The organism is Fulvivirga sediminis (genome assembly GCF_016757215.1).
Classification (GTDB): domain Bacteria; phylum Bacteroidota; class Bacteroidia; order Cytophagales; family Cyclobacteriaceae; genus Fulvivirga; species Fulvivirga sediminis.
The window spans coordinates 504526-518777 of record NZ_JAESIY010000002.1; the positions used below are offsets into that span (position 1 = coordinate 504526).

Here is a 14252-nt window from a genome sequence, read left to right on the forward strand (position 1 = left end):
TCCAAATCGTTTATATACCTATAATATGACGTAAGAAAAAACAGAGTTCGCTCTGTTTTTTTATGGGAGTTTATGAGACTAAGTGGCTTCAAATATTTTTTCATCTGCATACTATGGTTGTTGGCACTGGTGGCTACGGGTCAGTCAAGAACGCGTCATACCAAAAATTATCACAAAGAACATTATAACAAAAAGCTAAGTCCTGGAAGGCAGTGCCATAGACTAAACAAAAAAAGAGCAAGAAAAAAACGAAAAAAATGGCGATTTTTCAGTTCTAAATCAACTACTCAGCCTCGTGCTGAATATGATCCAAACGATACACCTCCTCCTCCCAAAAAGAAAGAGACGGTAGTGGTGAAAAAAGAAACCCCTAAGGAAGAGCCTAAAAGGGAGCCTGAAAAGCCAAAACTTCCACCAACCAAGAGCCCTAAGCATGAAGCCATAAGGGAGCGGGTTAAGAAAGATCTTGAAGGGCGAGAAGATGATGTCTACCCGATAGAGCTAGACCCCCTATACTTTACTTTTGATGAATCTGAGTTTTCTGTAGTAGATATGGAGCCTTTCTTAATAGCTGTAGAATATGCATTACAAGGCCGTATATTACTTATAGAAGGACATACGGATCGTAAAGGAAAAGACGATTATAATGTACAACTTTCCATACAAAGGGTAGAAAGGATCCGACAACTGATGCTAGACATGGGCGTGCCTGATGATCGTATATCTGTAGTGGGCTATGGAGAAGAAAAGGCTCATGAAGATCTCTCTGATGATAGCAGGCAAAAAGACCGCAGAGTAGATTTTAAAGTTTTTTAGAAAAAGGGTATTTTAGCTCTAGTGTTATAACTTGCTAATATGCCCTCATTTAAATCTACTGTTGGTAAGCTAGATCAGCTTAAGCTCAAATATCTGGAAGTCCCTAAAAATATAGTGGACGAAATGGGAGGCCTTAATCAAAGGCTAGTGGTAAAGGTAAACAACACCTTATCATACCAAAGTGGCTTTATGGCTCTGGGAGAAGGAAAAGCCTACATTTCTATCAACAACGAAAGGCTAAAGAAAATAACCGCTGATGTAGGCAGCACGGTTAATGTAACCCTTGAGCCCGACACCAGCAAATACGGAATGCCTTTCCCTGAAGAACTCGAAGAACTGCTCAAACAAGATAATGAAGGCAAGAGGCGATTTGATCTGCTACCCATAAGCAAGCAGAGATATATCATATACCATGTAGCACAAGCCAAAAGAAGCCAAACCAGAATAGACCGATCCATTATGCTCATTGAAAATCTAAAGCAACTGCCAGAAGGAAATGAAGAATTTCGTCGGATATTGGGTAAGGATTAATTACATACCTTTACAATATGTTCAGAACCGAAATCAATATCCCTAGTTCTCCTAAAAAAATTGATCTTTCTACCCCCATTCTATCTATAGGCTCATGCTTTTCTGATTGTATAGGGAACAGATTTAAGGATAATAAATTTCAAGCTTTGGCCAATCCTTTTGGCACAGTCTATAACCCCATTTCCATCTTTAAACTATTAGCCTATAGCCTGAATAAAGAATATCCTGCAGAAGACACTTACATAAGCACTGGAAATCTTCAAGCCAACTATGACTTTCACTCATCTTTTTCTTCTGTGGATAAAGATGCAGTAGCTGAAGGTGTAAAAAGCAGCATAGACAAAACTCATTCTCAGCTATTAAAGTGTAAATGGCTCATCATTACTTTTGGCACTTCTTTCATTTACAGAAGAAAAGACAATCATGAGATTGTAGCCAATTGCCATAAAGTACCCTCAAAACATTTCACAAAAGAGCTTCTAAGCCAAGCCGAAATGATACAAGAGTTTAGTGTTTTATTAAAAAAACTGCAGAAAATAAACCCTGCCCTAAACATCATCCTTACAGTATCTCCTGTTCGTCATATAAAAGATACTTTAGAACAAAATAGTGTAAGCAAATCAATACTCAGAACGCTATGCCACGAACTATCAACAAGTAATCAAAACATTCATTATTTTCCGAGCTATGAGATTATGATGGATGACCTTCGAGATTATCGCTTTTACAAAGGTGATATGATTCACCCTACTGAAGTTGCTGAGGATTATATATGGGGCAAATTCGCAGACACATACTTTACCTCTGACACACAACAATTTCTAAAAAAATGGTCTAAACTAAGAAGAGCCATCCACCACAGGCCTTTTAATCTAGAATCAGAGGAACACCAAAAATTCATACATGAAACAATTAACAAGTTAAATCAGTTAAGCCAGCAAATAGATCTGACTACAGAAATAGAAGGGTTAAAAAAACAGATTGCCAAGCACCATGATTAAATACATCCAATTATTGCTAGTGTGCAGCCTGTTAGCCTGCAGTTCTAATTCAAGTAAAAAAGAAAACACAACTATGCCCGAAGGAGCCAACCACCTTATACATTCAACCAGCCCCTACCTACTACAACATGCCTACAACCCTGTACAATGGTATCCTTGGGGAGAAGAAGCGTTAGCCAAAGCTAAAAAAGAAGATAAGCCTATTCTTGTGAGCATCGGCTATTCGGCATGCCACTGGTGCCATGTTATGGAAAAGGAATCTTTTGAAAATGATAGTATTGCTGACCTCATGAATAAGCACTTTGTCTGCATTAAGGTAGATCGTGAAGAACGGCCAGATATTGATCAGATTTATATGGATGCACTCCAAGCCATGGGGCAAAATGGAGGATGGCCTTTAAATGTATTTCTTACAGCAGATCAAAAGCCTTTTTACGGAGGAACATATTTCCCTCCTCAAGGCTGGGCACAAGCCTTATCTCAAATAGCTAAGGTATACGAAACCAAAAGAAATGAAGTGGAAGCGTCTGCCAATGAGCTTACAGAAGCCATAGCCACCAGCGAAACCATTAAATACCAGCTGGCGTCCGATCACTCAGACATTACTGTGGCGTCATTAGATTCTATGTTTAGAAAACTATCAACACGTTTCGACAGAGAAAAAGGAGGCTTTAATCAACCCCCTAAATTCCCAATGCCTTCTAACTGGCTCTTTCTCTTGCGTTATTACCACCTAACAAAAGATCCATTGGCGCTATCACAAATAGAGCTCACCCTAAATGAAATTGCCAATGGTGGAATATATGATCAGGTGGGTGGTGGCTTTGCTCGCTACTCGGTAGATGCCAACTGGCTGATACCACATTTTGAAAAAATGTTATATGACAACGGACAGCTTCTCAGCCTTTATTCTGAAGCATATACTCTTACTCAAAAGCGCCTTTATAAAAATGTGGTTTACCATACCATAGCATGGTTAGAAAGAGAAATGACCAATGAAGAAGGAGGTTTCTATTCAGCCTTGGATGCAGATAGCGAAGGAGAAGAAGGTAAGTTCTATGTGTGGACAAATGAAGAGCTGGAAGTACTTTTGAATGATAATGCCCCTTTAATAAAAGCCTATTATAATGCCTCTGAACAAGGCAACTGGGAAGAAGGCAAGAACATTTTACATAAAAAACTTGATGACAGCATCTTTGCGGAAAATCATAAAATCACAACAGAGGAACTTCAAAGAATAGTTAATGAAGCGAATGAAGTACTTCTAAAAGAAAGAGAAAAAAGAGAACGCCCAGGTCTTGATGATAAAATTCTGTCCGGATGGAACGCCTTGACCGTAAAAGGATTGGTAGATGCCTATAACGCTTTCGGAGAAGAACGTTTCCTTAATATAGCTATAAAAAATGCTGACTTCATCACTGAAAAAATGATGGATGGAGACAAGCTCTATCGCAATTATAAAAATGGTAAAGCTTCTATAGATGGTTACTTAGAAGATTATGCCTTTGCTATTGATGCCTTCGCTGCTCTATATCAGGCTACTTTTGATGAAAGATGGCTAAAAAAGGCTAAGGAGCTCACTGATTATACCTTAGAGCACTTTTTTGATAAGGAAGAAAACCTCTTCTTCTATACAGATAATAGCTCTCAAAAGCTCATTGCTAGGAAAAAGGAAATTTTTGATAATGTTATCCCTTCGTCAAATTCACAAATGGCCATTAACCTATATGTACTGGGAACCATATATGATAAGAATGAATACAAAAACATTAGCACTGCCATGCTTTCTAAAGTAAAATCATTGCTTTCTACAGACATAGGCTACCTTTCTAACTGGGGCTGCTTATATACTTACATGGCTACTCCTACCGCCGAAATAGCCATTGTAGGCGAAAATGCATTGGCTAAGCGTAGTGAATTTGTGCAAAGATATATCCCCAACAAAGTAATGATGGGGGCTTCCTCAGACAGTAACCTTCCCTTAATGGAAGGAAAAACCACCGCTGCAGGAAAAACCACTATTTATGTATGTTATAATAAAACCTGTAAACTTCCTGTTCATGAGGTAAAAAAAGCCTTTGATCAGCTACAAAAGCCATAACTATTGTATGGTTCTCAATTAGTTGTTAACATTGACTATTGATGAGTCAGCTGGAACTACAAAACAATACTTCTACAGAACGTAAGACATGGTTTGCGGATGTTATCTTACCTGTGCCCATCCCTAAAATGTTCACTTACCGGGTGCCTATGGAGTTCAATGATATTGCCTGCATTGGAGCCCGGGTAATTGTGCAGTTTGGGCATCGTAAGATTTTAACCGGAGTAATAGGCAGGCTTCATGAAACTCCTCCAGCCAAGTATGAAGCTAAGTATCTTTTAGAACTGCTAGATGAAGAACCTGTAATTCAGCCTCTTCAAATCAACCTGCTGCAATGGATAGCTGACTATTACATGTGTACACTAGGCGAGGTGCTCAATATGGCACTACCCTCAGGTCTCAAGCTAAGTAGCGAATCTAAAGTGCAGCTTCATCCTCATTTCGATTATTATGAGTCGGAATTAGATTTTAACGAAAAAGAAACAGCCATCATAGAGGCATTGCTTAAAGATGAAGTACTCTCTTACGGAGACATCAGTAAGCTTATTAATCAAAAGACTATTTACAGTCTCATCAAATCATTGGTATACAAGGGTGCTGTATTGCTCTTTGAAGAAGTAAAAGAAAAATACAAGCCTAAAAAAGAAACCAGAATTAGGCTTTCTCAAGCGCTGGCCGATGATAAAAAAGAATTGGAATCACTTTTTGAATCTATAGAAAAAAAGCCAAAGCAAGAAGCCATATTACTGCATTACCTGCAAGAGGTTCCCGTTTTCAACCATCCAGAAAAAAACAAAGAAGGAATAGAAAAATCTTCATTTACACAAGCAGATCTATCTACTTCATCATTAAAAACACTAGTTAAAAACGGCATTCTTGAAGAATTTCAGGTAATCATCTCCAGATTTGACAGTTATGATGCTGCCCTTAAAGAGGTAACACTTACAGATATTCAGCAGCAAGCCAAGGACGAGATTATGTCTTCTTTTCAAGAGAAAGACATTTCTTTGCTGCACGGAATCACGGGAAGTGGTAAAACAGAAATTTACATCAGCCTTATTCAAGAGGCACTACAAGGCGAAAGTCAGGTACTTTATCTTCTGCCCGAGATAGCACTTACCACTCAGATTGTATCCCGACTAAGAAAAATATTCGGAGATAAAATGGGAGTATACCACTCCAAATTCTCTGATAATGAAAGAGTTGAAGTATGGAAGGGCGTGCTTTCAGGGAAATATCAGTTTGTAATCGGGGTGCGCTCAGCGGTGTTTCTTCCTTTTGATAATTTAGGGCTTATTATTGTGGATGAAGAGCATGAATCTTCTTACAAACAATATGATCCTGCCCCAAGATACAATGCCCGGGATGTTTCTTTCGTAATAGCTAGAGAACACCATGCTAAAGTCCTATTAGGTTCTGCTACCCCTTCCATAGAATCTCAATATCATGCTCAAAACGGCAAATATGGCTTAATCCAACTTAACAAAAGGTATGGTAGTGGTGAGCTACCTGACTTTAAGGTGGCAGATATGGTAAGGCAAAAAAACAAAAAGCTTCTGAAGGGTGAGTTTTCAACAGAACTCATAGAGGCAATTAATCAAGCCTTGTCTTTAAAAGAGCAAGTAATAGTTTTTCAAAACCGAAGAGGTTACTCTCCCTACCTCATGTGTCAGGAATGCGGTTGGGTGCCTAAGTGCGAGAACTGTGCCGTGAGCCTAACCTATCATCAGTATAAGTCTGAGTTGCGTTGTCACTACTGTGGATATAAAGAGCAAGTTCCTAGTGCCTGCGAAGCCTGTGGCTCTACTAATATGAAAACTATTGGCTTCGGTACAGAAAAACTTGAAGAAGAACTCTCTCTGCTCTTTCCAGACATAAAGGTTCAGCGCATGGATTTAGACACTACCCGCAAAAAGAACAGCTATGACACCATAATAAAAGATTTTGAGAATGGCAACATTGATATATTAGTGGGTACACAAATGGTAAGCAAAGGCTTGGATTTTGATAATGTGAACCTGGTTGGCATCTTCGATATAGATCGCATGTTGCATTTTCCTGATTTCAGATCATATGAAAGAACTTTTCAGCTCTCTACTCAAGTAAGTGGCAGGGCAGGAAGAAGAGAAAAAAAAGGAAAGGTAATTATACAATCAAGAGATACCGAACAACCCATTTTAAGCCAGATAATTACCCATAATTATAATGCTTTTTACAAAAATGAATTAGCCGAAAGATCACTATATGGCTACCCCCCGTTCACAAGATTGATCAATGTGGTGATTAAAAATAAAGAAGCTCAACTGGCCAAAACGGCGGCTATCAAGCTAGCTAATTTGCTTAAAGAACAGCTGGGTGCCCAACGCGTCTTAGGACCAGAAGAACCGCTCATATCAAGAATAAGAAATGAGTACCTCATGGAAGTGGTTATAAAATTAGAGCGATCAAAAATCAACCTCACCAAGGTCAAAAATATTATTCAAGAAATGGCACTAGAAGTATTACAGGAAAAAGGGCTTAAAACTTCGCGCATCATTTTTGATGTAGACCCATACTAAGAAAAGAATTTTACAGCATTATAAACTTTGAATTTGCTATTTTTGCCCAGATTTATGAAAAATTTAGACCGAATTTTCGTCATTTGTATTATTGCTTTCCTCGGTTTTCTTAGCTGTGAAGAAGAGGAAATTGATTTAAAAGACACCTCACCCTATTTCAACCTTCAATTTAGACATGCTTCTAGAGATACCATACTAGGTGACAGTATAGCTACACTTACCGCCACTGTAGCCACAATCTCGGACTCCATACAATATATTGATTCTTTGATAGAATCTGGAGATGAAACGGACTACAGCATCATAAAGCAAAGTCTAAATGACGAGCGAGACAGCCTCAATACCCTGAGCAGCCATTACGGAGAAATAAGAACCCAAATAGCCAACAAGGATGTTCTGGTATCAGAAATTCGAGGTGTAGGAAGCAATTCGGAACCACTATTTTATCAAGATTCTGCAGCTACTTACAGAATTCCTTTAAATCCGAATTCAGACACCAGTATGTTTAAAGTGACTCTCTCTGTTGATAGCTCAGATCTAACCTTCAATATATTCACCCGCTATACTCGTGAAAAGAAAATTGAACAAAGAAAAGTAAAGGTATTTGCTTATAATTTTCAAGTAATAAAAAAGGATGACTCCTACGACAGCTTATCTCAAGAACAAGAAGACTCCACAAATTTTTCAAGCAATGATTATACGGCTATTATTAATTTTTAGTATTTGCAGCTTATTTGCCTTTAGAGCCACGGCACAGACTGACAGCTTACTAGTATCTCCTCAGCCAGACACGATGGTTACAGAAATTGATACTATTAGAACAGATAGTACTATTAATGCTTCAATAATAACCGACTCTACTCAGCAAACCACGAACAAAAAACCTGAAAAGGTAAAAGTAAAAGTGAAGAATGCTTTTCAGGTATTCATAGATTATGGAAAAATAATCACTCTCGCCACGGATTATGAAACCAAGTATGAGGGAGGGATTGCTTTTCAAATGACTAATAAATTTGTATTGGTTGGCCATATAGGTCAGGCAGAACTTAATCCTGCCAATGCCATTAAAAATGGAGATTACACAGCTAAAGGACAATATTTTAAAGCAGGGATTAATTATTTACTTCCACTTGATAATTTCAACTATTTCTATGTTGGTGGGCGCTACGGCATGGCCACGTATGATGAAAGTGGCAGCTATGAGGTAAGCAGCACACTATGGCCTAGCGTCACTGAATCTTTTGATAGATCTGCTCTCTCTGCCACATGGGGAGAAGTACTGGTAGGTACTGAAAGGAAACTAACTGATTATGTTATAGTAGGTGCTACCTTTGCCCTTAGGTTCATGATAGAAAAGGAAACTTTTGAACCTGTAGATACTTATTCTATCCCGGGTTATGGTAGAGGATTTGACAACACCGTACCTGCTGTAAACCTATACCTCAAACTAAGTTTATAAAATCTACATAGGTTCATAAAAAAGAAAAGGCTGTTCAAGCAAATGAACAGCCTTACTTTTTTAAAACTTGAGTTTATTTTTTTAACACTGTTTTAAACATATTTTTCAAAACAGCGTTAATCTTCACATCGAACTTATTTAATAAAAAAATCTTTAACCACAAGAGAAATTACTTCGACATGCAATAGCAAAAAAAATTAGGGATCTCAACAGCTGGGTTATATCTAAAAGATATCGTTAAAAAAATGTAAGTAAGCTTAAAAAATAGCTGTTGAGATCCCCTAATAAATTAATCTCTTGTATAGCTATATATCGCCAGCCCTTAATAGGTAACCTGGTAATCAAAAAAAATATATTTTTTTTATTACTAGCTAGTTACCCTCTCCTGTTAAAGTGATTCTTTATCTTAAACAGTAAGGTTCCAATCATCATTAAGAGTGCTTATAGCATGGTGAGCGGTAAGGTCAAACAAACATGGCACTATAGATACATAGTTATTGGCAATAGCCCACTCATCATTATCCTCGCCTTTATCATGATTAACAAAATTGCCTGCCATCCAAAAATACCTTCTGCCATTCGGGTCATATCTTTGATCGAACTGCTCTTGCCATTTCGCCCTGGCCTGCCTACATACTTTTACACCTTTTATATTCTCATTTCGTTTCGGTGGAAAATTAACATTTAGCGCTATCCCTTTGGGCACGCCTTTTTCAAGCACGTTCTTAGCTATGCTTTTTACATACGCCTTTACATGGCTAAAGTCCGCATCTGCTGAAAAGTCGCAAAGAGAGAAACCGATGGAGGGCATTCCTTCTATAGCTCCCTCTATAGCCGCTGACATGGTGCCACTATATAAAACGCTTATAGACGTATTACTGCCATGGTTAATGCCACTCACTACCAGATCAGGCTTTCTATCTTTTAACACAAAATGCTTAGCCAGTTTTACGCAATCAGCAGGAGTACCAGAACATTGATAGGCCACCACATCATCAAAAATATTATTTTCTTCTAGACGCAAGGTATTACCTATAGTTATAGCATGTCCCATTCCTGATTGTGGGCTGTCTGGTGCTACTACTATAACTTCTCCTAATTCTTTCATGACTTCTACTAAGGTTCTTATACCCTTAGAGGTGATGCCATCGTCATTAGACACCAGAATAAGTGGTTTGTTCATTTAAACAGCCTTTTTAGGTTTTATCGAAAAGTGAATTGTAATAAATTAATGTTTTAGCTAAATCCGAACGATTATCTACATCTATTTTACTTTCTTTGATGTATTCCTTCATTACAGATTGCTTCTCTTTCATAATATAGAGTAGGTCTTTCTTTTTACCACTATACTTAATAATGGTGCCATCAGGGCGAAGAAAGTAATAAGTATAAACTAGTACATAGGAAGAATAGGTGCCTCCCATAGAATAAGGGTAAGATCTCATCTGATATTCTACAGCTTCTCGACATAATAGCGATAGCTCCTCACCCCTCACTAGTACCTCAAACATGATGGGGACTTTGTAGTCTCCATTTAAGCTATATGGGATAGAAAAAAACTGGCGATATCTTTCTACCGTTTCATCATAAATCTCAAAGAACAACAACTTACGCCCAGTATAGGCTTTTATAGTTTTGTTGTTGCCAGTAAATTGAATGAGATCACTCTCCAAATTATATTTTACCAATCCTCTCAGCGTATCGCCTTCGAGAAGCACTATTTTACCTTCATGCCAAATTTCTGAAGGGAAATCCTGTGCCTGCAGGGCAAAAAAGCTACATATAAAACATACTATGAGAAATGATCTCGTGGCTTTCACTATTTATTGGTATTCTTTAAAATTTGATGTCCCATTTTATCTCGTTTCGTCTGTAAATAAGCCTGATTATGGATGTTGGGAGGAATCTCCACCGCTACGTTCTCCACTATCTCTAAGCCATAACCAATCAGTCCTACTCTTTTCTTTGGGTTATTAGAGATCAAACGAATTTTTTGAATATTTAAGTCTCTCAATATCTGGGCTCCTACACCATAATCTCTCTGATCCATTTCAAATCCCAGCTTGAGGTTAGCTTCTACCGTATCCAGACCCTCTTCTTGTAATTTATAGGCTTTGAGTTTATTTACCAAACCTATTCCACGTCCTTCCTGATTCATATAGAGCACCACGCCTTTACCTTCCTTCTCTACCAATTGCATGGCTGCATGTAGCTGACCACCACAATCACATCGGCAAGAACCGAAAATATCGCCTGTAACACAAGAAGAATGAACTCTTACCAAGACGGGCTCATCAGGTTCCCAGCTGCCTTTTATAAGCGCCAGGTGATTATCTCCGGTATTGGTTTGCTGATAGGCCACCAACTTGAAATCTCCATAATCAGTAGGCATGTTTACGTTATCAACTTCCTTTTTTATAAGGCTTTCTTTTTTAACTCGATATTCTATCAGATCTTTTATAGAAACTAATTTTAGATCGAATTTTTCAGCCACCTTAACTAAATCAGGGAGCCTGGCCATAGAACCATCTTCGTTCATAATTTCTACTAAAACACCTCCTGGTCTAAAACCTGCCAGGCGCGCAAAATCTATAGCGGCTTCTGTGTGTCCTGCTCTCCTAAGCACTCCACCCTGCTTAGCCATTAAGGGAAATATATGTCCTGGTTTACCTAATTCTTTAGGATTAGTTTCAGGATCTATTAATGCTTTTATGGTTTTAAACCTGTCATGAGCAGATATTCCTGTGGTGCAGCCATGACCGATCAGGTCTACTGAAACAGTAAATGGTGTTTCAAAAGCCGCAGTGTTTCTTCCCACCATCAACTCTAATCCCAAATGCTCACACCTTGCTTCATCTAGTGGCACGCAGATTAAACCTCTGCCATGGGTAGCCATGAAGTTAACGATCTCGGGAGTAATGCACTCTGCTGCACACACAAAATCTCCTTCATTTTCCCGATCCTCATCATCTACCACTATAATTACTTTGCCATTTTTAACATCTTCAATGGCCTCTTCTATACTATTAAGCTTTATACTATCTTGACTCATCCTACTGCTATGTTTCAAGGCAAAAGTATGTTTTTTCACCCTGTTAAAAAAGTTAACAACTCTTCAACAAAATTAAATTTAATGCCGTTCGTAATTAACTTAATATTAGGAAATGGTTGATTTTATATAAACTAATTTTACATAGCCCAAATTATTCTACCTATCAGGCCTTATCTTTAGTGATCCACTTTTCTACTTCAGGGGCTTTATATGCCTGCATCTGAGCTAATAAATCATCAATATCTTCACTCACTAAAAGCATTTCTCTGTTCACTTCTTTAAGTAATCCCTTCGTAACCATATCGTTAATCAAAGTAACTAGTGAATTATAATAGCCATCAATATTTAGCAAGCCCATGGGCTTCTTATGCATCCCTAATTGCCCCCAAGTAAGCATCTCAAACATTTCTTCCATAGTACCAAAGCCTCCCGGCAAGGTAATCACAGAATCACTGAGCTCATGCATCTTTGTTTTTCGCTCTTGCATAGTCTCCGTCAAAATCAGCTCAGTAAGTCCTTCATGAGCTACTTCTTTGGTTCTCAAAAAGCCAGGGATTACACCTATAACTTTCCCTCCATTTTGTAAGGCTCCATTAGCCACGGCTCCCATAAGACCTACTTTGGCCCCACCATATACTAACCGCATGCCTTTGGTTGCTATTTTATTTCCTAAGGCTATAGCCGTCTCTTCATATATTTTATTTTTACCTAAACTGGAAGCACAAAATACTGCAACGCTTTTCATATGAATATTTTTTTAAGTGACTAATTATCTCGTTATAACGATGCCCAGAGACTTAGCTATCTCCATTTCTGACTTTTTTAGTTCTGCATGAATTTTAAAATGATACTCTTCGGTTTCTGCATCTTTTGCCTCCTTCATTTTGGCCAAGTTATCTATAACTAGTTGCTGAATCACTCTAAACTTTAACCTCAAAACATTAGTAAACACTACATTTTCTAGTATATCATTTTCTCTCGGCACAAAAATCTCGTACTTATCATTCCAGTTATTACTTATTTCATGCCTTTCACTAATAAGGTCTACTACTAACTTTTTTACTTCCGGAGATCCGTTCTGAATAAAATACTGTCCGTCTACCACTTTACCATTAGCGAGCTCTTTTTTAAATTCTTCCAGAATCTCTTTATAAATAGGAGTAATAAACTCAACCTCTTCCAGCTGTTCTAATAAATAATTATATAAATGATACTCTTCTTCTATTTCATTGAAACCATAGTTTAAAAGAATACGAATACTCTCCCTTTCCTGAGCAGCCAGGCTTTCTTTTGGGTCTACCCCGGTAGGAGTCTTTTCTTCTATTACCGTATGAAGTACATCATGCTGATCTCCCTTCTGAAAATCCTTCTTATCCTTTTTACGCCTATCTCCTATTAATATTTTATTGAGCTCGGAAAAAAGAACAGATTCCTCAATACCCATTTTGTTTGAGGTCTCCTTCACGTAAACTGATCTAACAATTGGGTCAGGCATTTTGGCAATACTGCCTACGATCTCTTTTATCGACTCAGCTTTCTTTAAAGGATCTCTTGCTGCCTCTTTAGCCAATAATGCTGCTTTAAAGGAAATTACATCTTTAGTATTTTCCTCCAAGAATTTCTTAAAATCCGACGTCCCCAGCTTACGCGAATAGCTATCCGGATCTTCTCCTTCAGGAAATATGACGACCCTTACATTCATGCCCGCCTGTAAGATCATATCAATACCTCGTAAAGATGCCTTGAGACCTGCAGGGTCACCATCAAAAAGAACTGTTATATTTTTTGTAAATCGATGAACAAGCTTTATTTGATCATCAGTAAGTGAAGTTCCTGACGAAGCCACCACATTGGAGATGTCAGACTGATGCAAAGAAATCACGTCAGTATAACCTTCTACCAGATAACAATTATCCAGCTGCTTAATGCTTTGCTTGGCCTGATGAATACCATATAAAATCTCACTTTTATGGTAAACTTCTGTTTCTGGAGAGTTAAGGTACTTAGGCTTAGCGTCCTTCTTTAAAGTACGTGCTCCAAAAGCTATAACTTTTCCTGATATACTATGGATGGGAAAAATAACACGACCTCTAAAACGGTCATATTTTTTATCTTCTTTCTTTATAATCAGCCCTGCCTTTTCCAGCACATCTTCGCTGTATGCTTTTGATTTGGCTGCTTTGCTAAAGGCATCCCATTTGTCTACACTATAACCAAGATCAAACTTATCTATGGTCTTTTCATTGAAGCCCCTTTCTTTAAAATAGCTTAAACCTATGGAGCGCCCCTCATCTGTTTTCTTCAGAGTCTCCTGAAAGTAATCTTTAGCATAATTAAGTACTATAAACAGGCTATCTCTCTCATTTTGAGATTGTATTTGCTCATCTGTTTGCGCTTCTTCTACTACCTCTATACCATATTTATTAGCCAGGTATCTAATTACTTCCAGGTAATTCAATCCATCATGCTCCTCTACAAATGAGATGGCATCGCCTGCTTTTCCACAACCAAAACATTTATAAATTCCCTTAGAAGGAGAAACCGTAAAAGAAGGCGTTTTTTCTCCATGAAAAGGACAACATGCCCAGAGATTCTGCCCCTTGCGTTTCAGCGAAACATAATCCGAAATCACATCTTCAATCTCTACTCTGTCCTTAACTGCTTGTATTGTCGCTTCTGAAATCAATGGCTTTTATTTTTTTACAAAGATAATTTTTTGTGAAGAGAGTCTGCA

General features: G+C 38.0%; 12 protein-coding genes. 7 read left to right on the plus strand and 5 right to left on the minus strand.

The features are described 5' to 3' along the window. The first annotated feature begins 72 nt into the window (after positions 1 to 72). From JL102_RS05480 to JL102_RS05510, 7 genes are read left to right on the plus strand one after another with little or no spacing between them, the layout of a single operon-like run. Positions 73 to 816 (plus strand): OmpA family protein, encoded by a 744-nt coding sequence (locus JL102_RS05480; RefSeq protein ID WP_202243234.1) that lies wholly within the window; start codon positions 73 to 75, stop codon positions 814 to 816. A 39-nt stretch (positions 817 to 855) separates the two neighbouring features. Next, the gene (locus tag JL102_RS05485) at positions 856 to 1347 is read left to right on the plus strand and encodes a YdeI/OmpD-associated family protein (RefSeq protein ID WP_202243235.1); all 492 of its coding nucleotides are present in this window, start codon (positions 856 to 858) and stop codon (positions 1345 to 1347) included. 17 nt (positions 1348 to 1364) lie between these two features. Beyond that, entirely contained in the window at positions 1365 to 2348 is a 984-nt protein-coding gene (locus tag JL102_RS05490) for a GSCFA domain-containing protein (protein WP_202243236.1), read from the plus strand. Further along, on the plus strand, positions 2341 to 4449 hold the full coding sequence (locus JL102_RS05495) for a thioredoxin domain-containing protein (protein ID WP_317191618.1): 2109 nt from the start codon (positions 2341 to 2343) through the stop codon (positions 4447 to 4449). Before JL102_RS05490 ends, JL102_RS05495 begins: the two co-directional genes overlap by 8 nt. A 41-nt stretch (positions 4450 to 4490) precedes the next feature. Further along, a complete protein-coding gene (gene priA / locus JL102_RS05500) occupies positions 4491 to 7007 on the plus strand; it encodes a replication restart helicase PriA (protein ID WP_202243237.1) in 2517 nt (838 codons plus the stop codon). A gap of 54 nt (positions 7008 to 7061) precedes the next feature. After that, on the plus strand, positions 7062 to 7727 hold the full coding sequence (locus tag JL102_RS05505; RefSeq protein ID WP_202243238.1) for a hypothetical protein: 666 nt from the start codon (positions 7062 to 7064) through the stop codon (positions 7725 to 7727). Then, the gene (locus JL102_RS05510; RefSeq protein ID WP_202243239.1) at positions 7699 to 8466 is read left to right on the plus strand and encodes a DUF6048 family protein; all 768 of its coding nucleotides are present in this window, start codon (positions 7699 to 7701) and stop codon (positions 8464 to 8466) included. Before JL102_RS05505 ends, JL102_RS05510 begins: the two co-directional genes overlap by 29 nt. Before the next feature lie 406 nt (positions 8467 to 8872). Here JL102_RS05510 and surE read toward each other — a convergent pair whose 3' ends face one another. The 5 genes from surE to dnaG all read right to left on the minus strand — a co-directional run bounded on the left by surE (position 8873) and on the right by dnaG (position 14204). Continuing rightward, positions 8873 to 9649 (minus strand): 5'/3'-nucleotidase SurE, encoded by a 777-nt coding sequence (gene surE, locus JL102_RS05515; protein ID WP_202243240.1) that lies wholly within the window; start codon positions 9647 to 9649, stop codon positions 8873 to 8875. Between the two features lie 13 nt (positions 9650 to 9662). Continuing rightward, positions 9663 to 10286, minus strand: a complete 624-nt coding sequence (locus tag JL102_RS05520) for a hypothetical protein (RefSeq protein ID WP_202243241.1) — start codon at positions 10284 to 10286, stop codon at positions 9663 to 9665. Further along, on the minus strand, positions 10286 to 11518 hold the full coding sequence (locus JL102_RS05525) for a bifunctional 3,4-dihydroxy-2-butanone-4-phosphate synthase/GTP cyclohydrolase II (RefSeq protein WP_202243242.1): 1233 nt from the start codon (positions 11516 to 11518) through the stop codon (positions 10286 to 10288). The genes JL102_RS05520 and JL102_RS05525 overlap by 1 nt, the downstream gene beginning before the upstream one ends. Positions 11519 to 11681: 163 nt before the next feature. After that, on the minus strand, positions 11682 to 12263 hold the full coding sequence (locus tag JL102_RS05530; RefSeq protein WP_202243243.1) for an LOG family protein: 582 nt from the start codon (positions 12261 to 12263) through the stop codon (positions 11682 to 11684). Positions 12264 to 12287: 24 nt separating this feature from the next. Beyond that, positions 12288 to 14204: a DNA primase gene (dnaG, locus tag JL102_RS05535; RefSeq protein WP_202243244.1), complete on the minus strand. Its 1917-nt coding sequence runs from the start codon at positions 14202 to 14204 to the stop codon at positions 12288 to 12290. Positions 14205 to 14252: the final 48 nt, after the last annotated feature.